The following is a 23399-nucleotide window of genomic DNA, read 5'->3' as shown; positions in this document are numbered from 1 at the left end:
ATCCGATGCGCCGAACGGGTCGGACGGGTCGGGTGCCTGGGGGGCCCGGAGGGCGGATCGCAGGTCACGCCCGCGCCCGCTTCGAGGCCGATCGCTTCGTCGCCCCCTCCCCGCGCCTCGCGATCGCCGCGCTTGCGGGACATCCAAACCCGCGATCACGAAAGGATCGGGCACGCCCGGACTCAACGAAAAAGCCCCGGCTCTCGCGAGCCGGGGCTTTTCTCGTCCGCCTTATCCGTCCGCGAACCGCGGACGGGCGATCGTTGCCGGAAGGCCTACTCGGCCGCGGCCGGGGGCAGCTCGCTGAGCTCGGCGGCGTTGGCCGCGTTCTCGGCGGAGCGCTGCTGCAGGATCAAGCTGTCGCGGCGGCGCGCGATGGAGCGGATATCCGCCGCGAGCGAACCGGTGCCGGCCGGGATGAGCGAGCCGACGATGACGTTCTCCTTCAGTCCCTCCAGGGTGTCGACCTTGCCGTTGACCGCCGCCTCGGTGAGGACGCGGGTGGTCTCCTGGAACGAAGCCGCCGAGATGAACGACTTCGTCTGCAGCGACGCCTTGGTGATGCCGAGCAGGACCGGAACGCCCTGGATCGGCTTCTTGCCCTCGGCGAGCAGCTTCTCGTTGTACTCGGCCAGCTCCGTCCGGTCGATCTGGTCGCCGGTGAGGATGTCCGAGTCGCCGCCGTCGGTGATCTCCACCTTCTGCAGCATCTGCCGGACGATGACCTCGATGTGCTTGTCGTTGATCGACACGCCCTGGAGCCGGTAGACCTCCTGGATCTCGTTGACGAGGTAGGCGGCCAACTCCTCCACGCCCTTGATCGCCAGGATGTCGTGCGGCGCCGGGTTGCCGTCGACGATGTAGTCGCCGAGCTCGACCACGTCCCCGTCCTGCAAGTGGATGTGCTTGCCCTTCGGGATCAGGTACTCGACCGCCTCCGAACCGTCGTGCGGCGTCAGCGTCAGGCGACGCTTGTTCTTGTAATCGCGGCCGAAGGCGATCGTGCCCGACTTCTCGGCGATGATCGCCGCGTCCTTCGGACGACGCGCCTCGAACAGCTCCGCCACCCGCGGCAGACCGCCGGTGATGTCGCGGGTCTTGGCGGACTCCGTCGAGACGCGGGCCAGCACGTCGCCGGCCTTCACCTTCGCCCCCGGATCGAGACCGATGATGGCATCGACCGGCAGGAAGTAGCGGGCATCCGAGCCGCGGGCGAGCTTCACCGGCTTGCCGTCCTGATCCAGCACGAGCATGGCCGGCTTCAGGTCGGAGGTGCGGGCCGAGCCGCGCCAGTCAATGACGACGCGCTTGGCGATGCCGGTCGACTCGTCGGTGGTCTCCGTGATGGACTGGCCATCGTAGAGATCCTCGTAGCCAACGATGCCGTCCACCTCGGCGACGATCGGACGGGTATAGGGATCCCACTCGGCGATCCGCTGCCCGCGCTTGATCGTGTCGCCCTCGTCCACGCGAACCTTGGCGCCGTACTGCAGGCGGTGGACCGCCCGCTCGGTGCCGTCCGGCCCGACGATCACCACCGCGACCGAGCGGCCGGTGGCGATGAGGTCGCCGTCCGAGTTCTTGGCGAGCGAACGGTTGCGGATCCTGATCGTGCCTTCGAAGCTCGACTCGATGAAGGACGAATCCGCGATCTGCGCCGCGCCGCCGATGTGGAAGGTGCGCATGGTGAGCTGGGTGCCCGGCTCGCCGATCGACTGCGCCGCGATGACGCCGACGGCCTCGCCCATGTTGACGGGCGTGCCGCGGGCGAGGTCGCGCCCGTAGCAGGTGGCGCAGACGCCGCTCTTGGTCTGGCAGACCAGCACCGAGCGGATCTTCACCTCCTGGATGCCGGCGGCGTTGATCGCCGGCAGATGCTTCTCCTCGATCGTCTCGCCGGTCTTGACGATGACGGTCCCGTCCTGGGCCACCAGATCCTCGGCCGTGGCGCGGCCCAGGATGCGGATGGCGAGCGGGGCGACGACCTGGCCGGCATCGATGATGGCGCGCATCTTGATGCCGTTGGTCGTGCCGCAATCCGTCTCGCGGATGACGGCATCCTGCGCCACGTCGACGAGGCGGCGGGTCAGGTAGCCCGAGTTCGCGGTCTTCAGCGCCGTGTCCGCGAGGCCCTTACGGGCGCCGTGGGTGGAGTTGAAGTACTCGAGAACGTCGAGGCCTTCCTTGAAGTTCGAGATGATCGGGGTCTCGATGATCTCGCCCGACGGCTTGGCCATGAGGCCGCGCATCGCCGCGAGCTGCTTCATCTGCGCGGGCGAACCACGGGCGCCCGAGTGGCTCATCATGTAGATCGAGTTGACCTGCTTGTCGGCTCCCTTGTCGTCCTTCTGGACGGCGGAGATCCGGCCCATCATCTCGGCGGCGAGCTTGTCCGAGCACTTGGCCCAGGCGTCGACGACCTTGTTGTACTTCTCGCCCTGGGTGATCAGGCCGTCGTTGTACTGCTGCTCGTAATCCTTCACGAGCGCGCGGGTGTCGTCGACGATCGACCACTTGTTCTCCGGCACGACCATGTCGTCCTTGCCGAACGAGATGCCGGCGCGGAAGGCGTGGCTGAAGCCCAGCGCCATGATGCGGTCGCAGAAGATCACCGACTCCTTCTGACCGCAATGGCGGTAGACGGTGTCGATCATCGCCGAGATTTCCTTCTTGGTCATCAGCTTGTTGACGACGTCGAAGGGCACCTTCGGGTGCAGCGGCAGCACGCCGGACAGGATCACGCGACCGGGCGTCGTGTCGTAGATCTTCGACACGGGCTCGCCGTCCGGCCCGAGGCCGCGCCAGCGCCACTTGATCTTCGAGTGCAGCGAAACGGTCTTGGCCGCGAGCGCGTGCTCGAGCTGACCGATATCGCCGAACACGCCCTGCATCGGGTTGTTCTTGTCGTCAGCCTTGTGCTCGCCGACCGCGCCGTCGGCGACGATCGAGAGGTAGTAGAGGCCGAGCACGATGTCCTGCGACGGCACGATGATCGGCTGGCCGTTGGCCGGGTGCAGGATGTTGTTGGTCGACATCATCAGGACGCGCGCTTCCAGCTGAGCCTCGAGGCTCAGGGGAACGTGCACGGCCATCTGGTCGCCGTCGAAGTCGGCGTTGAACGCGGCGCAGACCAGCGGGTGGAGCTGGATCGCCTTGCCCTCGATCAGCTTCGGCTCGAAGGCCTGGATGCCGAGGCGGTGGAGCGTCGGCGCGCGGTTCAGCATCACCGGATGCTCGCGGATCACCTCATCGAGGATATCCCAGACTTCGGGCTTCTCCTTCTCGACGAGTTTTTTCGCCTGCTTGACGGTGGCCGAGAAACCCTTGGCATCGAGGCGCGCGTAGATGAACGGCTTGAACAGCTCCAGCGCCATCTTCTTCGGCAGGCCGCACTGGTGCAGCTTCAGCTCCGGACCGACGACGATGACCGAGCGGCCCGAATAGTCGACGCGCTTGCCGAGCAGGTTCTGGCGGAAGCGGCCCTGCTTGCCCTTCAGCATGTCGGCGAGCGACTTCAGCGGTCGCTTGTTGGCACCCGTGATGACGCGGCCGCGGCGGCCGTTGTCGAACAGCGCGTCGACCGCCTCCTGAAGCATGCGCTTCTCGTTGCGGATGATGATGTCCGGCGCGCGCAGCTCGATCAGCCGCTTAAGGCGGTTGTTGCGGTTGATGACGCGGCGGTAGAGGTCGTTCAGGTCGGAGGTCGCGAAGCGGCCGCCGTCCAGCGGGACCAGCGGGCGCAGGTCCGGCGGGATGACGGGCACGACCGTCAGGATCATCCACTCGGGCTTGTTGCCCGATTGCTGGAACGCCTCGATGATCTTGAGGCGCTTCATCAGCTTCTTCGGCTTCAGCTCGGAGGTCGTCGTCGCGATCTCCTCCTTGAGCGAGGTCGCGATACCCTCGAGGTCGAGTTCCTGCAGGATGCGCCGGATCGCCTCGGCGCCGATCATCGCCGTGAACGAATCCTCGCCGTACTCCTCCTGCGCGCGCAGGTACTCCTCCTCCGACAGGAGCTGACGCTCCTTGAGGGGGGTGAGGCCCGGCTCGATGACGACGTAGGATTCGAAGTACAGGATCCGCTCAAGGTCCTTGAGCGCCATGTCGAGCAGCAGGCCGATGCGGCTCGGCAGCGACTTCAGGAACCAGATATGGGCGACGGGGGCGGCCAGCTCGATATGGCCCATGCGGTCGCGCCGGACGCGCGCGAGGGTGACCTCGACGCCGCACTTCTCGCAGATGACGCCCTTGTACTTCATGCGCTTGTACTTGCCGCACAAGCACTCGTAGTCCTTGATCGGCCCGAAGATGCGCGCGCAGAACAGGCCGTCGCGCTCGGGCTTGAAGGTGCGGTAGTTGATCGTCTCCGGCTTCTTGATCTCGCCGTAGGACCACGAGAGAATTTTTTCCGGCGACGAGATCGAGATCTTGATCTGGTCGAAGCTCTGCGGCTGGGCCTGCTGATTGAAAAGGTTCATGACCTCTTGGTTCATGATCCGCTCCTTGCTCGCCGGGTGCCCCGCGCCTGGGCCGTCCCGGCTTCATCCTCATGGCGCCGCGCTCTGCCGGAGCGCCGCTGGCCGTCTTGGGTCTTCGGAAGGCCCCGCCCCTTCCCGCTCGACCGCGGCGGCGCCTCGGGAGAAGCGCCGCCGCGGGAGGTGATGGTGGTTGTTACTCGGCGGCGTCGGCCGGCGGCTCGATCTGGTCGTTGGCCGCCTGCTGCTGCTTGGAGTTCGTCAGCTCGACGTTGAGGCCGAGCGAGCGCATCTCCTTCACGAGCACGTTGAAGCTCTCGGGGATGCCGGCCTCGAAGGTGTCGTCGCCGCGGACGATCGCCTCGTAGACCTTGGTGCGGCCGGCCACGTCGTCCGACTTCACCGTGAGCATCTCCTGCAGCGTGTAGGCCGCGCCGTAGGCCTCCAGCGCCCAGACCTCCATCTCACCGAAGCGCTGGCCGCCGAACTGCGCCTTGCCGCCCAGGGGCTGCTGGGTGACGAGCGAGTACGGACCGATCGAGCGCGCGTGGATCTTGTCGTCCACGAGGTGGTGCAGCTTCAGCATGTAGATGTAGCCCATGGTGACCTTGCGGTCGAAGGGCTCGCCGGTCCGCCCGTCGTAGAGCGTCGACTGCGCCGAGCGGTCGAGCCCGGCCATCTCCAGCATCGTCTCGATGTCGGCTTCCTTGGCACCGTTGAACACGGGGGTCGCCATCGGCACGCCGCGGCGGACGTTGTTGCCGGCCTCCGCCAGATCCTCGTCCGACAGGCCTTCCAGCTCGGCGGGGGAGTAGATCGCCTTCATCTCCTCCTTGAGCGGGTTGATGTCCTGCGTCTTCAGATAGGCATCGACCGCCTTCGAGACCTTGCGACCCAAGCCCGCAGCCGCCCAGCCGAGGTGGGTCTCGAGGATCTGACCGACATTCATGCGCGAGGGCACGCCGAGCGGGTTGAGCACGATGTCGGCATGCGTGCCGTCCTCGAGGAACGGCATGTCCTCGATCGGCACGATGCGCGACACGACACCCTTGTTGCCGTGGCGGCCGGCCATCTTGTCGCCGGGCTGGATCTTGCGCTTCACCGCCACGAAGACCTTGACCATCTTCATGACGCCGGGCGGAAGCTCGTCGCCGCGCTGCAGCTTCTCGACCTTGTCGAGGAAGCGCTGCTCGAGGCGCTTCTTCGACTCGTCGTACTGCTTCTGCATCGCCTCGATCTCCGTCATCAGACGGTCGTCGACGACGGCGAACTGCCACCATTGCGAGCGGGGATACTCGCTGATGATCTCACGGGTCAGCGTGGTGTCCTTGCGGAAGCCCTTCGGCCCGGCGATCGGCGACTGGCCGATCAGAACCTCGGCGAGACGCGCATAGGTGTTGCGGTCGAGGATGGTCTGCTCGTCGTCGCGGTCCTTGGCGAGACGCTCGATCTCCTCACGCTCGATCGCCTGGGCGCGCTCATCCTTGTCGACGCCGTGGCGGTTGAACACCCGGACCTCGACGATCGTGCCGGTCACGCCCGGGGGGACCCGGAGCGAGGTGTCGCGCACGTCGGACGCCTTCTCGCCGAAGATGGCGCGCAGGAGCTTCTCCTCCGGCGTCATCGGGCTCTCGCCCTTCGGCGTGATCTTGCCGACGAGGATGTCGCCGGCATGGACCTCGGCGCCGATATAGACGATGCCGGCCTCGTCGAGGTTCTTGAGCGCCTCTTCCGAGACGTTCGGGATGTCGCGGGTGATTTCCTCCGGACCCAGCTTGGTGTCGCGGGCCATCACCTCGAATTCCTCGATGTGGATCGAGGTGAACACGTCATCCTTCACGATCCGCTCGGAGAGCAGGATCGAGTCCTCGAAGTTGTAGCCGTTCCAGGGCATGAACGCGACGAGCACGTTGCGGCCGAGCGCGAGCTCGCCGAACTCGGTCGAGGGACCGTCGGCGATGATCTCGCCCTTCTTCACCGGCTCGCCGACGCGCACCAGCGGCTTCTGCGTGATGCAGGTCGACTGGTTCGAGCGCTGGAACTTCTGCAGGCGGTAGATGTCGACGCCGGGCTTGGTCGGGTCGGTCTCCTCCGTGGCGCGGATGACGATACGGGTGGCGTCCACCTGATCGACGATGCCGGAGCGGCGGGCGGCGATGGCGGCGCCGGAATCGCGGGCGACCACGGCCTCCATGCCGGTGCCGACGAAGGGCGCGTCGGCGCGAACCAGCGGCACCGCCTGGCGCTGCATGTTCGAGCCCATCAGCGCACGGTTGGCGTCGTCGTTCTCGAGGAACGGGATCAGCGCGGCTGCGACCGACACGAGCTGCTTCGGGGACACGTCCATGAGATCGACGCGGTCGGGGGCGACCACGATGACCTCACCGGCGCGGCGGCAGACGACGAGGTCGTCCGTCAGCTTGCGGTTCTCGTCCATGCCGGCATTGGCCTGGGCGACGTAGTACTTCGCCTCCTCCATGGCGGAGAGGTAGGCGACCTCGTCGGTCACCACGCCGTCCTTCACCCGGCGGAACGGGGTCTCGATGAAGCCGTACTTGTTCACGCGGGCGAAGGTCGCCAGCGAGTTGATCAGGCCGATATTCGGGCCTTCCGGCGTCTCGATCGGGCAGATGCGGCCGTAATGGGTCGGGTGCACGTCGCGCACCTCGAAGCCGGCGCGCTCGCGGGTCAGACCGCCCGGGCCGAGCGCCGAGAGGCGGCGCTTGTGCGTCACTTCCGACAGCGGGTTGGTCTGGTCCATGAACTGCGAGAGCTGCGACGAGCCGAAGAACTCGCGCACCGCCGCCGCGGCGGGCTTCGCGTTGATGAGGTCCTGCGGCATCACCGTGTCGATATCGACCGAGGACATGCGCTCCTTGATGGCGCGCTCCATCCGCAGGAGACCCAGGCGGTACTGGTTCTCCATCAGCTCGCCGACCGAGCGGACGCGGCGGTTGCCAAGGTGGTCGATGTCGTCGATCTCGCCCTTGCCGTCGCGCAGGTCCACCAGCGCCTTGACGACCGCGAGCATGTCCTCGCGGCGCAGCGTGCGCACGGTGTCGGCGGCGTCGAGGTCGAGGCGCATGTTCATCTTCACGCGGCCGACCGCGGAGAGGTCGTAGCGCTCGGCGTCGAAGAACAGCGAGTGGAACATCGCCTCCGCGGTGTCGAGCGTCGGCGGCTCGCCGGGGCGCATGACGCGGTAGATGTCGAACAGCGCGCCCTCGCGGCCGGAATTCTTGTCCACGGCCAGCGTGTTGCGGATGTAGGGACCGACATTGACGTGGTCGATGTCGAGCACCGGGATCTCGGTGACGCCGACATCGTCGAGCGCCTTGAGCAGCTTCTCGGAGATCTCGTCGCCGGCCTCGGCCCAGATCTCGCCGGTCTTCCCGTTGACGAGATCCTCGGCGATGTACTGGCCGACGAGATCCTCGTCGGTCGCCTTGAGGAACTTGGTGCCCTTCTCGCCGATGAGGCGCGCGTTGCGGGCGTTGAGCTTCTTGCCGGCTTCGAGCACCACCTCGCCGGAATCGGCGTCGATGAGATCGACGGAGGCCTTGAAGCCCTTCAGACGCTCGGCGTCGAACGGCACGCGCCAATCCGCCCCGTCCCGCTCGTAGGAGACGCGGTTGTAGAAGGTCGAGAGGATTTCCTCGCCGTCGAGGCCGAGGGCGAACAGCAGCGAGGTGACCGGCAGCTTGCGCTTGCGGTCGATGCGCACGTGCACGATGTCCTTGGCGTCGAACTCGACGTCGAGCCAGGAGCCCCGGTAGGGGATGATGCGGGCGGCAAACAGCAGCTTGCCGGACGAGTGCGTCTTGCCCTTGTCGTGGTCGAAGAACACGCCCGGCGAGCGGTGCATCTGCGAGACGATGACGCGCTCGGTGCCGTTGACGATGAAGGTGCCGTTATCCGTCATGAGCGGCATGTCGCCCATGTAGACATCCTGCTCCTTGATGTCCTTGACGGACTTGGCGCCGGTGTCGGGATCCACATCGAACACGATCAGGCGCAGCGTCACCTTGAGCGGGGCCGCGAAGGTGATGCCGCGCTGGCGGCACTCGTCGACGTCGTATTTCGGCTGCTCGAAGGTGTAGCGCACGAACTCCAACAGCGCCGTCGAGGCGAAGTCGGAGATCGGGAACACCGACTTGAAGACGCTCTGCAGGCCCTCGTCGGCGCGTCCGCCTTCCGGCTCGTCCACCATCAGGAACTGGTCGTAGGACGCCTTCTGAACCTCGATGAGGTTCGGCATCTCGGCGACTTCCCGGATCTTCCCGAAGAACTTGCGAATGCGCTTGCGACCGACCAGCGTATTGGCCATGAGACCTCGCTCCACCACCTCAGCGTAGGGTGTCCGGGGAAGGTGAAACACCTCCCGTCACCGGACCAAGAAGGGCCGCCCCGCCGGACGATCAGCCCACCCGAACCGAATTCGTCTTCGTTCGCCGCACGATCCCGCCCTCGGAAACGACGGCCGCCCGAAGCGGCGTTAGCCCGCGAGCCGGAGCCCGCGGGCGTGAAGGCCGGCGCGGCCCCGGGGGGCACGCGCCGGATGCAATGGGCCGGAACGGCCCACCGACGGATTACTTGAGCTCGACCTTGGCGCCGGCCTTCTCGAGCTGGGCCTTGAGCTTCTCGGCCTCGTCCTTGGTCGCGCCTTCCTTGACAGGCTTGGGCGCGCCCTCGACGAGGTCCTTGGCCTCCTTGAGGCCGAGGCCGGTGATCGCGCGGACCTCCTTGATGACCTCGATCTTCTTGTCGCCGGCCGAGGCCAGGACGACGGTGAACTCGGTCTGCTCCTCGGCGGCCGGGGCGGCGGCGCCACCACCAGCAGCGGGGCCGGCGACGGCGACGGCGGCGGCAGCCGAGACGCCCCACTTCTCCTCGAGGAGCTTGGCGAGCTCGGCGGCCTCGAGAACGGTCAGCGAGGAGAGGTCGTCGACGATCTTGGCGAGATCAGCCATGTGTCTGTTCCTTCAATATATCGGTTTGAACGGGTCGGTTTGTAAGGGGGAAACGGCTCAGGCCGCTTCGTCCTTCTTGGCATAGGCCCCGAACACGCGGGCGAGCTTGGCCGCCGGCGCGTTGACGACCTGGGCGACCTTGGTCGCGGGAGCCTGGATGAGGCCCACGAGCTTGGCGCGCAGTTCGTCGAGGGACGGGAGCGTGGCGAGTGCCTTCACGCCGTCCGGGTTCAGGGCAGTCGTTCCCATGGCGCCGCCGAGAATCACGAGCTTGTCGTTCGTCTTGGCGAAATCCACCGCAACCTTGGCGGCCGCGACCGGATCGCTCGAATAGGCGAGCAGGGTCGGGCCCTTCAGGAGGGGCTTGATGGAGGCGACGTCCGTGCCATCGAGAGCGATGCTGGCGAGCCGGTTCTTGGCGACCTTCACGGTGGCGCCGGCCTGCTTCATCTGCGAGCGCAGCTTCTGCATGTCGGCGACCGTGAGGCCCTTGTAGTGGGCCACGACGACGACGGCGTTCGTGGTGAACACGCCGTTGAGCGTCGAGACGAGATCAGCTTTTGCTGTCCTGTCCACTGGTGCTCTCTCCGGTTGGCGGAACCTGAGGCAGGTCCGCCGGTTGCACTTGCCGCCCGGAACGGATCTCGGCTGAGAAGCCGGAACCGTCGCCCGGGCGACGTCTCACGGCCCTGTCCCCTTGAAGCGCCGATGCCGGCCCCCCGCGGGTGAGATTGGTTCAAACCGATGCCTCCCTCCGATGCCTGGCGGCCTCGAAGCGAGGTATAAGAAAATTCGGTCTTCCCCGTCTGTGCAGGCTGTCGCCGATTAAGCCGGTCGCCCGGCGCCTGCAGTCTCGGACAGGACATAGCCGGAAACGGCGCTCGGAGCGGCTGCCCCAAGTCCTTTCCGGCCATCACCACCCGGTCGCCCGGGCGGCATCTCGAATGGAAACCGACCGATCGGCCGATCCCTTCCAATGGGTGAATTCGTGGAGCGCGGTCTATAGCGGCGTGCAAGCTCCCTGCCAAGTCCCGCAACGCGACTTTTCCGTCGCAGGCAAGCGCGCAGGCAAATGGGCCGGCAAGTCGGCTGGCAAGTCGGCTGGCAAGCATCTCGGGAGCCGCGCGGACGCGTCACCGGCGAAGCCGCCCCCCCGCCCGGCATCGCCATCTCCCGAACGCCGGGGCGCGCGTCGAGACCGGTCTCGGCCCGGCTTTTACCCGATGTTGACTCTGTTCGCCCGGGCCCTGCCGCGCCGTGGGATCCGTGTGCGCCAGCGCATCCCGCACCCGGCCGCGGCGGCCTTACACCGCAGCGCACAAAAGGCAGGGAAAGTCTCGGGCGATGGCCTCGAAGGTGTTGCTGGCGGTGGTGGTGATCGTCTTCGTTCTGGACGGCCACCTGCCCGGGATGCGCGAGCTGCGCAACCCGGACGCCGAGGGTGGCAAGGGCGCGGGCCGGGCCTCGCTGCTGTCGAAGCGGCCCGAGGCCTGAGCCGGAGGCAGCCTCGGGATCCCCGCCCGAGACCCGACGGCAATCCGTCGCCGCGTATCAGTAGTTGATCTGCAGCTGGGCGCGGAAAAGATCGCCCTTGGCCCGGCCGAAGCGGCTGATGCTGGCCTCGCGCCGGTTCATGTTGGCGTAGGCGAGCGTCAGCTCGACCGCCTTGATCGGCTGGAACTCGACGCCGAGCTCGAACTCGTCGGTGTCGAGCCGCGGCGCGCTCGTCCCCACCTTCCAGCCGCCGTCGTAGGTCTGCCAGCGGGCATAGGGCATGAACGGACCGACCGGCGAGTGGTCGACCCGGTACATCGCCTGGACGTAGCCGCCCTGCAGCGGCTTGGTCTGGATCGCCCGGGTGACGGGATCGTATTCGGGTCCGCGGCCCCAGTTCCACTCCGCCTGGAGGCCGAAGGGCTGCGGGTACAGGATCGCGTGCAGGCCGACGCGCTCGTCGTCGTAGCCGTTTCCGAGACCGGGGCTGCCGAGCTCGGGCCGGAACCGGTTGCGGTAGGCCGAGCCGCCGACCTCCAGCACCTGGCCCCGGAACGCCTCCCCGAGCCCGTCGAGCTCGAACGGCCAGGTCGCCATCATGACCGTCATCAGGTCCTCGTTGGCCTCGATCCGGTTGATGGTCTGGCCGTTGTAGATGCCGAGGCCGAAGGCGCCGTAATTGCCGAACAGCTTCTGGCCGCCCTTGGCGAGCCGGTCCCAGATCCGCTGCACGTGCCAGGGCGTGTAGTAGAAGGAGATGCCGATATCGCGCTCACCGGGCACGCCGCTGTTGATCGCGTCGGAACGGTCGAGGGTCAGGCGGTTCTGCGAGGATTGCAGGTTCTCCCAGCCGTAGGGCACCTTCTGCTGGCCGAAGCGCAGCTTGGTCCGGCGCTCGTCGTCGAGGAACACGTCGGCGTAGGCGTCGCGCAGCTGGGTGTAGTGCTGGCGCCCCTCGGGACCCGACTGGTTGGACACGTTCACCGCGAAATCGGGCTGCAGGTAGATGAACACCCGCTCGTGGATGTCGCCCTGCAGCACGAGGCGCACGCGCCGGAAGGTGAAGTTGTTGCGATCCGAGATGCCGCTGTCGTGGACGGAGCGCAGCCGCGAACGGCCCGCCGGCGCGGTGTCGTCGCCGGAAAGGAACTCGTTCCAGCGCAGCTGCGTGTAGCCGCGCAGCGACAGCCGTTCGAACCACGTCTTCGGCCGGGCGCCGTGGTTCGGCCCGTCCGCGAGCAGCTGCGGCGCCGGCGGCACCAGCGCGTCGTACCACGTCTCCGGCTCGTCGAGGGCGAAGCGGTGCGGCACCGGGGCGGGCGCCGCCGGCTGTGCGACCGCCGACTCGACCGGCCGGCCCGCCGCGGGGAAGGTGCCGGCATCGGTGATGCGGGCATTGGCCGGCCGCGCGAGGTCCCGGGCGGCGACCGGGCCGCCGCGCCGCCCCCTTCCCTGCTCCTTCGCCTCGGCCTGCGCCCGGATCATCGCTTTGAGCTCGTTGATCTGGCGCTGCAGCTCCGCCACCGTCTGAGCCTGAGCCCGAGCCGCGGGGAGCGCCAGGGCGCCCGATAAGAGCAGCGCGGTCAGAAGACGTCGTTTCATCTCTCGAACCCCTCGGCGCGCTCCAGGCCGGCGTGATGCCGTCCGCCGTGTTGTGCTGGAGCGCGATCAGCCTCTGGTTGCGTGCATTCGGGCCGGGAGCGGACCCGGATCGCAAAGTGAAGCCGCACGCGACAGGACGCCGCGAAGCCCGCGACGGCCGGAAAAGTCGTTAGTTGGCTCAATCGCTTAGCGATCCGGCGCGTTCTCGCCCGGTGCTTGGCCGATAGCATCGGAATTCGGGGATTGAAAGTATTGTCGAATATTTTGCTACGACTATCGCCACTCTTTACTTTATAAACGAGCGATATGAGCGTTTAATCCCGAAAAAATCTAAGTAATCATTGTCATATAACCGACATCCAAACGTGATTTACAACGCAGTTCAACCCTCATGTTGTCTGCGGCGCGTCCCGCCCCTGGGGGCCGATCGCCTCGGCCCGAGGCGGCGACCGACGGAGCGGCCCCCACCTTTGCCTGGGGAAGCATGCCCACCGGATCGAGGGAGGCCCATGTGCCTGCCGCATACCGCGGATCCCGCAGCGGGCGTCGTCCACGGATCCGCCCGCCAAGCGGCACCGGGCCGCGATGCGATCGGTTCTGTGACCGGCTTTCTGCCGAGACACGCCGCCCCGGCCTTCGCGGCTCCGGAAATGGGGCGGGGACCGACCGGGATCGCCTTCGCACCGCGATTTGAAGCCGCTGCCGCGTCAAACAGGGGACGCCAAACCATCGCGCTGTGCTAGATTGCCTGCCATGCGTTGCACTCTCCCCGTCTCGTCCCGCCGGCGCATCCTGTGCGTCTTTCCCGCCTACACGCCGTCCTTCGGCACGTTCTCCCACGCCTACCCGCTGATGGGCGGGGTGAAGGCGTTCATGCCGCCCCAGGGGCTCCTGGTGATCGCGGCCTACATGCCCGAGACCTGGGAGTGCCGCTTCGTCGATGAGAACATCCGGCCGGCCTCGCCGCAGGACTTCGCCTGGGCCGACGCGGTGTTCGTGTCGGGCATGCATATCCAGGAAGGCCAGATCCACGACATCGGCCGGCGGGCGCACGAGGCCGGCAAGGTGGCGGTGCTCGGCGGCCCCTCGGTCTCGGGCGCGCCGGAGAAGTATCCGGACTTCGACTATCTCCATGTCGGCGAGATCGGCGACGCCACCGACCGCCTCATCGAGATCCTCGACCGCGACCTCGCGCGGCCGGCGGCCCAGGTCGTGCTCGACACCAAGGACCGGCTCGCGCTTTCCGACTTCCCCGCCCCGGCCTATGAGGCGGTGCCGCTCAAGCGCTACCTGATCGGCTCGCTGCAATTCTCGTCGGGCTGCCCCTATCGCTGCGAGTTCTGCGACATCCCGCAGCTCTACGGCCGTCAGCCCCGGCTGAAGAGCCCGGAGCAGATGTGCGCCGAACTCGACGCGATCATCAGCCAGCCCGGCCATCCGGCGGTGGTCTACTTCGTCGACGACAACTTCATCGCCAACCGCAAGGCGACCCGCGAGATGCTGCCCCACCTCGTGGAGTGGCAGAAGCGGAACAACTATCCGCTCCAGTTCGCCTGCGAGGCGACGCTCAACATGGCCAAGCAGCCCGAGATCCTCGAGCTGATGCGGCAGGCCAACTTCATGACGGTGTTTGTCGGCATCGAGACGCCGGAGGCCGACGCGCTCAAGGGGATCGACAAGACCCACAACGCCGCCGTGCCGATGTACGAGGCGATCGAGACGCTCAATTCCTACGGCCTCGAGGTCACCTCGGGCATCATCCTCGGCCTCGACTCCGACACCGACAAGTCCGAGCAGAACCTGATCGACTTCATCGACAAGTCCGCGATCCCGGTGTTGACGATCAACCTGCTCCAGGCCCTGCCCAAGACACCGTTGTGGGACCGGCTGGAACGGGAGGGCCGGCTGCTGCACGATGCCAGCCTCGAATCGAACGTGCTGTTCAAGCGTCCCCACGACACGGTGGTGAATTCCTGGCGCCGGGCCATCGCCCACGCCTACGCGCCCGAGCACCTGTTCGAGCGCTTCAAGCACCAGTGCGACGTGACCTACGGCAATCGCATCGTCACGCCGACCAAGGGCAAGCTCACCAAGACCAACCTGCGCCGCGGCCTGATCCTCGGCTTCAACATCATCACCCGGGTCGGCATCTTCTCCGACTATCGCCGGCCGTTCTGGCGGGCGGCGGGCCACGCACTCAAGCGTGGACAGATCGAGGCGGTGTTCAACATGGGCTTCGTCGCCCACCACCTCATCCGCTTCACCCGCGAGGCGCTGCGGGGCGAGCACAACGCGTCGTTCTACGCCGCCAAGGCGGCGGAGGCCGAGGCGCAGCGCCAGCGCAGCTGGTGGGAGAACGCCCGCCGCCGCCTCGCACCGGAGCGCGAGGCGGCCTGACCCGTCCGGGCTTCGCCGGCACCGGATGGGGCGAGGGGACGGAGATCCGTCCGCTCCCTTCCGGCGACGGCCCCGCCGTCAGGCGCAGGCCTTGGCCGGCGGCCCGTCGAACAGGGAGCGCAGCCGCGCCCGCTCCAGATCCGGGAATGCCGATATCGGGGTCGTCATCGGACCCGTCATCGGCGTCGGGCGGGCGAACAGGTAGCCCTGCATCTGGTCGCAGCCGAGTTCGCGCAGCACGGCGAGCTGCTCTTGCGTCTCCACGCCCTCGACCGTGACCTGAAGGCCGAGATTGTGCCCGAGATGGGTGATCGCGCGCACGATCGTCAGCGAGTCCGCGTGCTGTCCGAGCCGGCGCACGAAGGACTGATCGACCTTGATCTTGTCGAACTTGAACCGCTGCAGGTAGCTCAAGGACGAGTAGCCCGTTCCGAAATCGTCGAGCGCGAGGCGCACGCCGAGGGTGCGCAAGGCGGTCAGCACCTCCACCGCCATCGCCGCGTCCTGGATGAACACGCCCTCGGTGATCTCCAGGACCAGCCGACCCGGCGGGAGCCCGTGGCGGCCGAGCACCGCCGCCACGCCGGCGGCGAAGCCCGGCTGGCGAAACTGCTTGGGCGAGACGTTGACCGAGACCCGCCAGGGATGCGACCAGGCGGCGGCGGTGGCGCAGGCGGTGTCGAGCACCCAGGCGCCGATCCGCCCGATCTGGTCGGTCTGCTCGGCGAGCGGAATGAACTCGGCCGGCGGCACGCAGCCGCGCTCCGGATGATGCCAGCGGATCAGAGCCTCGAAGGTCTCGATCTCGCCGGTGCGGCCGTTGACGATCGGCTGATAGTAGAGCTGCAGCTCGCCGCGCGGGATCGCGCCGCTCAGCTCGTGCTCGATCCGGCGGCGCGCCTGGAGCTGCTCGTCCATCGCCGCCTCGAAGAAGCGCACCGTGCCGCGCCCCTCGTCCTTGACCCGGTACAGGGCGGTGTCGGCGGCGCGCTTCAGGCTCTCGGCCGTGCTCCCGTCGCTGGGATACAGGGCGATGCCCGCCGAGGCACCGATCTCGATGCGCAGGGTTTCGCTGCGGCCCTCGCTCCGGCCCTCGATCTGGAACGGGCGGCCGAGCGCCGCGACCAGCCGCTCGGCGGTCTCGGCGACCTGCGCGGGGGTGCGGGTATGGGCCAGGACGATCACGAACTCGTCGCCGCCGATCCGGGCCAGGGTGTCGGTCGGCCGCAGCTCCGCCTGCATGCGCTTGGCCGCCTGCACCAGCAGGGCGTCGCCGGCGGCGTGGCCGTGGAAGTCGTTGACGGGCTTGAAGCGATCGAGGTCGAGATAGATCAGCGCCACGCTCGTCCCGTTCTCGGCCGCCGTCTCCAGGGCTAGCCCCAGGCGCTCCTCCAGCAGGGTGCGGTTGGGCAGGTCGGTCAGAGCGTCGTGCAGGGCGAGGTGGCGGATGCGCGCCTCGTCGCGGCGGCGCTGGCTGAGATCGCGCAGGGCCACCGCCGTGGCCGGCCGGCCCAGATACTCGATGGGGCGGCAGGAGAGCTCCACCGGCACGAGGGTGCCGGTCGCCGTGCGGATCTCGAACTCCTCCGGGCGCAGATCCTCCGGCCGGCAGCGGCTGAGGCGCATCAGGGCCGGCGCGTCGGCCTCGCTGAACAGGTTCAGCACCGGCCGGCCGACGATCTCCTGCACGCTGGTCTCGAACAGGCGCAGACCCGCCTGGTTGATCTCGACCACCCGGCCGCCGCGGTGGATGAGAAGCACCTCGTGGGCGAGGTTGCCGAGCAGGCGCATGCGGCCCAGCTCATTCATGCGGCGGCGCATGAGATGCCGCTGCATCAGCAGGGCGGTGAGGCCGGCGGCGAGGACGACGAGGCTCACGAGCCCGACCGCGAGGCCAAGCTGCATCGAGCCGAGGGCGGAACCATCCTCCTCCCGCGGCGCGGCGGGTGCGACCGTGAGCGCCGTCATGCCGGTGAAGTGCAGTCCGCAGATCGCCAGCGCCAGCCAGAGCGTGACCTCGATCCGGCGGCCGAGGCCGGTGAGATCGCCGGCGCGGGCGAGGGCGACCACCGCCAGGGTAGCGCAGAGGCCGAGCGAGGCGTGGACATAGGCGCCCTCGAACACGAGCAGGCTGCTCGCCGCCATCGCGCCCACACCCGTGTAGTGCATCCCCGCGATCGCAGCCGCGAGAACCACGCCGGCCGCGGCCACCTTGAGCGGGTCGTGGCCTGCGTGAGCCCGGATCAGAAGAGCGACCAGGGCCCCGGCCACCGCGATCGCGATCGAGGCTGCCGTGGGCAGGAGGCCGTAGGCCGCTTCCCCGCCGGGCTGGAAGGCGAGCATCGCGACGAAGTGGAGCGACCAGACGCTGCAGCCGAACACCGTCGCCGCCGCGAGCAGCCAGGGGGAAAGGGCCCAGCGCTCGACCTGCTCGACCTGCTCGGCCTCGGCCATCAGGGTCACCGTCGAGAAGCAGCCGAGCAGGCAAATACCCGCTGAGATGGCAACAAGGCCGAGATCGTGCTGTTGCGCGACACAGGCAACGATTTTGAACATGATGAATGGTAAATCCGGCGACCTACGTCCAGTTTATGCCGCGCCTCTTAAGGTGACGTTGCTAGGATTCTTCTTAGTTTTCACATTCACACGATCGAAGTCTCTGGAATAAAACCTATGATATCTTCCATAACTGTTTCGGTGTGACGCATCTCGGAGCACAATTTCTGCGTTGCGGCCTCGGCGTGCGTCCGGTTCCGAGGGCGAACAGGCCGGGGAGCCTTGACGGTGCAGCCATGCCTGGCTAGAGGCGCGCCATCATGATGGGCCCCCTCCTCTCCGGATCGTATCGCGCGCCGCTCCCCTAAGCGGCCCCGGACTCGTCATGTCTCCAGCCGCAGCGTCGTCGGCGGCTTGAGGATCATGGAACATCCCGCAAACGGACCGCCGGCCTCGCCCTATCCCGAGGTCACACCGTGTCTGCCCTGCCTCCTCGCTCGTCTCGTCCATCGGTCGGTCTCGTCGGCTTCGGCGCCTTCGGCCGCCTGATCGCCCGCCATCTCGCGCCGCACGCCGCGCTGACGATCCACGACCCGTACCTGCCGGCCGGAACGCTCGCGGCGCATCTCGCCGCGGATGCGGGGCCCGACGCCGCCGCAGCCGATCTCCCGAGCGCGGCGGCCTGCCCGGTGGTGATCCTCGCCACGCCGGTGGCGCGCCTCGCCGAGGCGGTGCGTGCCCTCGCCCCGCACCTGCGGCCGGGCACGCTGGTGGTCGATGTCGGCTCGGTGAAGACGGGACCCGCCAAGATCCTCGAAGAGGGATTGCCGGACGATGTCGAGATCCTCGCGACCCACCCGCTGTTCGGGCCGCAGAGTGCCGGAGGCGGCATCCGGGGCCTCAAGATCGCCGTCTGCCCGATCCGCGGACGGCACAGCGTGAGGGCGGCCGCCTTCCTGCGGCGCGGGCTCGGCCTCGATGTCATCCTGACGACGCCGGAGGCGCACGATCGGGCGATGGCCTCGGTTCAGGGTCTGACCCACCTCATCGCCAAGGTGCTGGTGGCGATGGAGCCGCTGCCGACGCGGATGACGACGCGCAGCTTCGACCTGCTGATGCAGGCGGTCGGCATGGTGCGGCACGACGCGCCCGAGGTGTTCCACGCCATCGAACGCGCGAACCCGCACGCGGCGGCGGTGCGGCAGCGCTTCTTCGCGCTAGCGCGCCGGCTCGACGCCGAGCTCTCCGCAGAGGCGTCGTTTTCCGCGGAGGCGGTTCGCGCAGGGCCGGACCGGCTCGCCTCGTAGAAACGGCACGCCCGGCGCCGGACCGTCTCAGGTCGGGCGCCGGGCGTGCCGCAGGGACAAGCGACAGGCGATCAGTACTTGCGCACCAGCGGGGCCGGGGCGACGGCGGCGGGGGCGTCCCACTGGTAGCGGAAGCCGACCGACACGACGTCGGCGCTGACGTCGGTGGAGGCCGCGAGCGGGATGTTGCCGATGTTGTAGTCGCGGCCGGGGCCCGCCAGGAGAAGGCCGCGGTCGAAGAAGGCGTGGGCGTAGCTGGCCGTCAGCAGCACCTTCTCGCTCCAGCGATAGCTGCCGCCGATCGAGACGACGTAGCGGTCGCTGTCGGGCAGGCGCGCCGAGCGGTTCGTGACGTCGATCGGCACGTTGTCGTAGCCGAAGCCGGCCCGCAGGGTCAGGTTCGGCGACCAGTCGTACTCGGCACCGATCGAGTAGAAGAACGAATCCTTGAAGTTGAGCGGCAGGTGGTTGACCGTCACGCCCAGCGCCCGCGAGACGATGCCGACGTCGCCGAGCCTCGACCAGTTGTCCCACTCGAAGCCGAGTTGGATCCGGGTGACCGGGTTGATCGCCTGAGTCAGGCCGACGCTGACCTTCTCGGGCGTATTGAGGTTGGCCCGCACCTGCCCCAGGGCGATGGCCTGCCGCGGGTCGGGGAAGCCGATCGAGCCCTCGATGTCGTGGTGAACCGAGGAGCGGTAGCCGACACCGATCGACGTACCGGCGGCGGGGGTGACCAGGACACCGGCGGTGAAGCCCACGCCCCAGGACTCGCCCTTGACGAAGCCCGACGGGTAGAAGCCCGGGAAAGTGCCAGGCACCGGCACGGCCGCGCGCAGGGTCAGGCGGAAATACTCGATGTTCGGGCCGGCGGCGACGGACAGCCAGTCGTTGACCTTGAAGCCGACCACCGGGTTGAAGGCCAGCGAGAAGATCCGCGAGGAGCGGGCGTAGACCGAGCCCGCCCAATCCTGGCGCGGCTTGGTGACGAGGCCGTAGGGCGCCCCGGTCTGGATGCCGACCCAGAGCCGGTCGGTGAGCTGGTAGGAGGTCGCGCCCGAGGGCACCACGGCGCCCTGGCCGACCTCACCGGAGGAACCGAACGGCAGCAGGCCCGGCGCGGTGCCCACCGTCGGCGTGATCTCACCCGAGAGATTGATGAAGCTCAGATTCTGCTCGCTGGCGAAGCCCGGCCGCATCGTCACCGTCGCCGGGTTCCAGAAGATCGACGAGACGCCCGCCCCGCCCGAGGCCGCGCCCGCGAAGACGACACCCAATCCCTGCGCACTCTGCTCGCGCAGGCCGAAGGCGCCGGCCTGCGCTCCCGTCGCGCCCACCACCGAAGCGGCCGCAACGGCCCCCGCGAGCCCGAGCGCGCGGATCGTCCCCCCAGTCATTCTTGTTCTCCGAAGCGATTTTTTGCAGACCCAAGTCCCATCGCGATGGAAGAGGATCGCGCGCGTCCGGTCCAGAGGGAGAAAACCGAAAATAGAATTATATATCAATTGAGGAATTTATGTCACGGAACCGGGGCGCTCCTGCCCCTGTATGAACGGTACGGTCCAGGATGTGGGCTCAGACGCGGGTCCGAGGCGCGCTCGAGCATGAGCTCAAGGCGCCGCTTGCACCCTGGACCGGCCGCGGCCATGGTTCCGCCCCTCTGGGCGAGCCTCAAGCAGGATGGAGACGCCGACGATGAAGCTGATCCGGCACGGAGCGAGCGGGGACGAGAAACCGGGCCTCGTGGACGCGAAGGGCGGCTTGCGCGACCTGTCCGGCACCCTGCGCGACATCGCCGGACCGGGCCTGTCGCGGGAATCGCTCGACCGCCTCGCCCGCATCGATCCCGAGAGCCTGCCGCTGCTGCCGCCCGGCACCCGTCTCGGCCCCTGCGTCGGCGGGACCCGCAACTTCGTGGCGATCGGCCTGAACTACGCCGACCACGCCGCCGAGACGGGCGCCGCGATTCCGGCCGAGCCGATCATCTTCAACAAGGCGCCCTCCTGCATCGTCGGGCCCAACGACACGGTGATCCTGCCCAAGGCCTCGGCCAAGACCGATTGGGAGGTGGAGCTCGCCGTGGTGATCGGTGCCCGCGCCTCCTACGTCCACGCCAACGAGGCCCTGCGCTACGTGGCGGGCGTGTGCATCTGCAACGACCTGTCTGAGCGCGAATTCCAGATGGAGCGCGGCGGCACCTGGACCAAGGGCAAGGGCTGCCCGACCTTCGGCCCCCTCGGCCCCTGGCTCGTGACGCTGGACGAGATCCCGGACCTCAAGAACCTGTCGATGAGCCTCGACCTCAACGGTCAGCGGATGCAGACCGGCTCGACGGCGACGATGATCTTCGACGTGGCTCAGCTCGTCGCCTACGTCTCGCACTTCATGATGCTGGAGCCCGGCGACATCATCACCACCGGCACCCCGCCGGGGGTCGGCCTCGGTATGAAGCCGCCGCGCTACCTCAAGAGCGACGACGAGATGGTGCTGCGCATCGACGGCCTCGGCGAGCAGCGCCAGCGGGTGGTGGCGTTCGACGACTGGACCGCGAAGGTCGCCGCCGGCGAGCCGACCAACTGACGGGCGGCGCCCGGCGAATAGGGGCCCACGATGACCCTCCCCTCGCAGAACCGGCCCGGACCGGTGGTCTTTCTCGGCGGCGGCCCCGGCTTGGCCGTCGCCTACGCCGCGGATCCGCTGCGGCGCGCAGGTTTCGCGCAAGACTGGGCCTTCTTCGAGCAGCCCGGATGCGACGGCTCCGGCCCGACCGAACCCGTGACCGCGCAGAGCGTGCTCGATGCGGCCGCCGCCTTCGTCGCGGGGCGCGCGGGGGAGGGTGCGGTGAGTCTTGTCGCGCATTCCTGGGGAGCGTGGCTCGCGCTGGCTCTCCTCGACCGTCTGCCGCCGGGCAGGATCGCCCGCGCCGTGCTGCTCCATCCCGCCCCGCCGACCCGCGCCGGGCGCGACGCGGGCGTCGCCGCCCTGTTCGCCCGGCTCTCGCCCGAGGCGATGGGTCGGGCCGCGCCGCTGATGGCGCGGACCGATGCCGAGGCCGGCCGGGCGATCATGGCGATCCTGCTGCCGGCCTATTGCGGCCGCGAGACCAACCTGCCGGATCTCGACCTCGCCCTGGTCCCGCCGGTCTACCACGGCGTCTCGGCCAGCCTCGGCGACGACGACCAGCGCGGGATCGTAGCGGCCCATGCAGGCCGCCTCACCCTCGTCTTCGGCGAGGCCGACGTCTTCTCCCACGATCTCTACGTGCAGCACGGCGGCGATCCGGCCGGCCTCGACTCCAGCCTCGACATCGCCACCCTCCCCGGCGGTCATTTCGGCTTCCTGGAGGATGTGGCCGGCTTTGAGGCCATCCTGCGTCGACGGGGCGTGATCTAGCCCTCACGCCATGGCGCCTCCTTCCCCGTCGGCCCCCTCCCTGCCGCTGCCGGACCGGCCCTCGGTCGCCGTGCTGCCCTTCGCCGATCCCGAGGGCGATTTCGACACACAGGCGCTGGCCGACGGCCTCTCGGAACACGTCACCGACGCGCTTGCCTGCACGCCCGGCCTGTTCGTCAGCGCGCGCAACTCCGCCTTCACCTTCAAGGGCCGGGCCGTCCCCCCCGACGTGGCGGCCGGGCGGCTCGGCGTCGCCCACATCCTCACGGGAACCTTATCGCGGGCGGGCACGCGCCTGCGGGTCCGGGCCCGGCTGCACCGGACGGCGGCCGAGGCGCCGGTCTGGATGCAGGATCTCGACGCGGACGAGGGCGCCATCCACGCCCTGCGCAGCCGGATCGTCGCCGGCACGGTGGCGGCAATGGCGCCCGGACTCGCCCGCGACGCCGTGCCCGAGTGGGTGGGACCGCCGCTCGATGCGGGCGTCTACGCGCCGTTCCTGTCGGCCTACTCGAACCACGCCATGCCGAGCGCCGAGAGCGTGCGCCTGCGCATCGCCTCGATCGAGGCGGTGCGCCGCCTCGTGCCGGAGCATCCCCTGCCCTACGCGCTCTTGGCGCAGTGCTACACCAACCTCGTGGTGCAGGGCTGGAGCCCGGATGCGGCCGCCGACTGCGCCGAGGGCGCACGGCTTGCCCGCCTCGCCCTGGAGCGCGACGCGGGCGATCCGGCGGTGCTGATGATGGCCGGGCACACCCTCGCCTTCCTGGCGCAGGACTACGATACGGCCCTCGACCTGCTCGACCGCTCGCTCGTCCTCAACCCCAACAGCGCCGCCGCCTACGAGCGCAGCGGCTGGGTGCGCTGCTACGTCGGCGAGCCGGGATTCGCCGCGGATCATTTCCGGGCAGCCAAGCGGCAGAGCCCGCTCGACCCCAACACCTTCCGCTTCGAGTCCGGCCTCGGGCTCGCCCTGTGCATGGCCGGCGCGCACGAGGAGGCCCTGGTCTGGCTCGACCGCTCGATGGCCGAGGATCCGGGCTGGACCAGCACCCATCGCGTCCGCGCCGCGAGTCTCGCCTGGCTCGGCCGGCAGGCCGAGGCGGAGGCCGCCGCCGCCCGCTTCCTCGAACTCGAGCCGAGCTACCGGATCAGCCGCGCCATGCGCCTCTACCGGCCGTCCGCCGGCAAGGACCGGTTCGTCGAAGGGATGCGGCGGGCCGGGGTGCCGTTTGAATAGCCAGGCTTGATTTTTCCCCCGCCTT

General features: G+C 68.4%; 13 protein-coding genes. 6 read left to right on the top strand and 7 right to left on the bottom strand.

Features of this window, described 5'->3' with window-relative positions; all coding sequences use genetic code 11:
• Positions 1–275: 275 nt before the first annotated feature.
• The 4 genes from rpoC to rplJ form a co-directional block, all read right to left on the bottom strand.
• Positions 276–4493 carry a DNA-directed RNA polymerase subunit beta' gene (gene rpoC / locus MPPM_RS21540; RefSeq protein ID WP_096486799.1) on the bottom strand — a complete coding sequence of 1406 codons (4218 nt, stop codon included), beginning with the start codon at positions 4491–4493 and terminating at the stop codon, positions 276–278.
• Between the two features lie 178 nt (positions 4494–4671).
• Positions 4672–8802, bottom strand: coding sequence for a DNA-directed RNA polymerase subunit beta (gene rpoB / locus MPPM_RS21535; RefSeq protein ID WP_096486798.1), 4131 nt, complete (start codon positions 8800–8802; stop codon positions 4672–4674).
• Positions 8803–9064: 262 nt separating this feature from the next.
• Entirely contained in the window at positions 9065–9445 is a 381-nt protein-coding gene (rplL, locus tag MPPM_RS21530) for a 50S ribosomal protein L7/L12 (RefSeq protein ID WP_096486797.1), read from the bottom strand.
• Between the two features lie 57 nt (positions 9446–9502).
• A complete protein-coding gene (rplJ, locus tag MPPM_RS21525; RefSeq protein ID WP_012456200.1) occupies positions 9503–10021 on the bottom strand; it encodes a 50S ribosomal protein L10 in 519 nt (172 codons plus the stop codon).
• Between the two features lie 768 nt (positions 10022–10789).
• Here rplJ and MPPM_RS28595 point away from each other — a divergent pair.
• Positions 10790–10939, top strand: coding sequence for a hypothetical protein (locus tag MPPM_RS28595; RefSeq protein ID WP_173807935.1), 150 nt, complete (start codon positions 10790–10792; stop codon positions 10937–10939).
• Positions 10940–10996: 57 nt separating this feature from the next.
• Here the strand turns inward: MPPM_RS28595 and MPPM_RS21520 are convergent, their stop codons facing one another.
• Positions 10997–12541 carry a porin gene (locus MPPM_RS21520; protein ID WP_096486796.1) on the bottom strand — a complete coding sequence of 515 codons (1545 nt, stop codon included), beginning with the start codon at positions 12539–12541 and terminating at the stop codon, positions 10997–10999.
• A 753-nt stretch (positions 12542–13294) separates the two neighbouring features.
• Between MPPM_RS21520 and MPPM_RS21515 the strand changes: the two genes are divergently transcribed.
• Entirely contained in the window at positions 13295–14938 is a 1644-nt protein-coding gene (locus MPPM_RS21515) for a B12-binding domain-containing radical SAM protein (RefSeq protein ID WP_096486795.1), read from the top strand.
• Positions 14939–15016: 78 nt separating this feature from the next.
• Here MPPM_RS21515 and MPPM_RS21510 read toward each other — a convergent pair whose 3' ends face one another.
• Positions 15017–17494: a bifunctional diguanylate cyclase/phosphodiesterase gene (locus tag MPPM_RS21510; RefSeq protein ID WP_096486794.1), complete on the bottom strand. Its 2478-nt coding sequence runs from the start codon at positions 17492–17494 to the stop codon at positions 15017–15019.
• A gap of 416 nt (positions 17495–17910) precedes the next feature.
• Between MPPM_RS21510 and MPPM_RS21505 the strand changes: the two genes are divergently transcribed.
• Complete coding sequence (locus MPPM_RS21505) at positions 17911–18741, top strand: prephenate dehydrogenase (RefSeq protein ID WP_096486793.1); 831 nt, start codon at positions 17911–17913, stop codon at positions 18739–18741.
• A gap of 71 nt (positions 18742–18812) precedes the next feature.
• Here MPPM_RS21505 and MPPM_RS21500 read toward each other — a convergent pair whose 3' ends face one another.
• Positions 18813–20138 (bottom strand): OmpP1/FadL family transporter, encoded by a 1326-nt coding sequence (locus MPPM_RS21500; protein WP_096486792.1) that lies wholly within the window; start codon positions 20136–20138, stop codon positions 18813–18815.
• Positions 20139–20436: 298 nt separating this feature from the next.
• On the opposite strand from MPPM_RS21500, the gene MPPM_RS21495 reads away from it, so the two are divergent.
• From MPPM_RS21495 to MPPM_RS21485, 3 genes are read left to right on the top strand one after another with little or no spacing between them, the layout of a single operon-like run.
• Positions 20437–21321, top strand: coding sequence for a fumarylacetoacetate hydrolase family protein (locus MPPM_RS21495; RefSeq protein ID WP_096487966.1), 885 nt, complete (start codon positions 20437–20439; stop codon positions 21319–21321).
• Between the two features lie 30 nt (positions 21322–21351).
• The gene (locus MPPM_RS21490; protein WP_096486791.1) at positions 21352–22134 is read left to right on the top strand and encodes an alpha/beta fold hydrolase; all 783 of its coding nucleotides are present in this window, start codon (positions 21352–21354) and stop codon (positions 22132–22134) included.
• A 10-nt stretch (positions 22135–22144) separates the two neighbouring features.
• A complete protein-coding gene (locus MPPM_RS21485; protein ID WP_096486790.1) occupies positions 22145–23374 on the top strand; it encodes a tetratricopeptide repeat protein in 1230 nt (409 codons plus the stop codon).
• Positions 23375–23399: the final 25 nt, after the last annotated feature.

The sequence above is a fragment of the Methylorubrum populi genome, from assembly GCF_002355515.1.
Lineage (GTDB): Bacteria > Pseudomonadota > Alphaproteobacteria > Rhizobiales > Beijerinckiaceae > Methylobacterium > Methylobacterium populi_A.
This window is presented reverse-complemented; position numbering and strand designations above follow the sequence as displayed.

Excerpts from the sequence above, each read along its gene's own strand:
- rpoC (WP_096486799.1), bottom strand. The coding sequence starts at position 4,493 with ATGAACCAAGAGGTCATGAACCTTTTCAATCAGCAGGCCCAGCCGCAG.
- rpoB (WP_096486798.1), bottom strand. The coding sequence starts at position 8,802 with ATGGCCAATACGCTGGTCGGTCGCAAGCGCATTCGCAAGTTCTTCGGG.
- rplL (WP_096486797.1), bottom strand. The coding sequence starts at position 9,445 with ATGGCTGATCTCGCCAAGATCGTCGACGACCTCTCCTCGCTGACCGTT.
- MPPM_RS28595 (WP_173807935.1), top strand. The coding sequence starts at position 10,790 with ATGGCCTCGAAGGTGTTGCTGGCGGTGGTGGTGATCGTCTTCGTTCTG.
- MPPM_RS21520 (WP_096486796.1), bottom strand. The coding sequence starts at position 12,541 with ATGAAACGACGTCTTCTGACCGCGCTGCTCTTATCGGGCGCCCTGGCG.
- MPPM_RS21515 (WP_096486795.1), top strand. The coding sequence starts at position 13,295 with ATGCGTTGCACTCTCCCCGTCTCGTCCCGCCGGCGCATCCTGTGCGTC.
- MPPM_RS21510 (WP_096486794.1), bottom strand. The coding sequence starts at position 17,494 with ATGTTCAAAATCGTTGCCTGTGTCGCGCAACAGCACGATCTCGGCCTT.
- MPPM_RS21500 (WP_096486792.1), bottom strand. The coding sequence starts at position 20,138 with ATGACTGGGGGGACGATCCGCGCGCTCGGGCTCGCGGGGGCCGTTGCG.
- MPPM_RS21495 (WP_096487966.1), top strand. The coding sequence starts at position 20,437 with ATGAAGCTGATCCGGCACGGAGCGAGCGGGGACGAGAAACCGGGCCTC.
- MPPM_RS21490 (WP_096486791.1), top strand. The coding sequence starts at position 21,352 with ATGACCCTCCCCTCGCAGAACCGGCCCGGACCGGTGGTCTTTCTCGGC.
- MPPM_RS21485 (WP_096486790.1), top strand. The coding sequence starts at position 22,145 with ATGGCGCCTCCTTCCCCGTCGGCCCCCTCCCTGCCGCTGCCGGACCGG.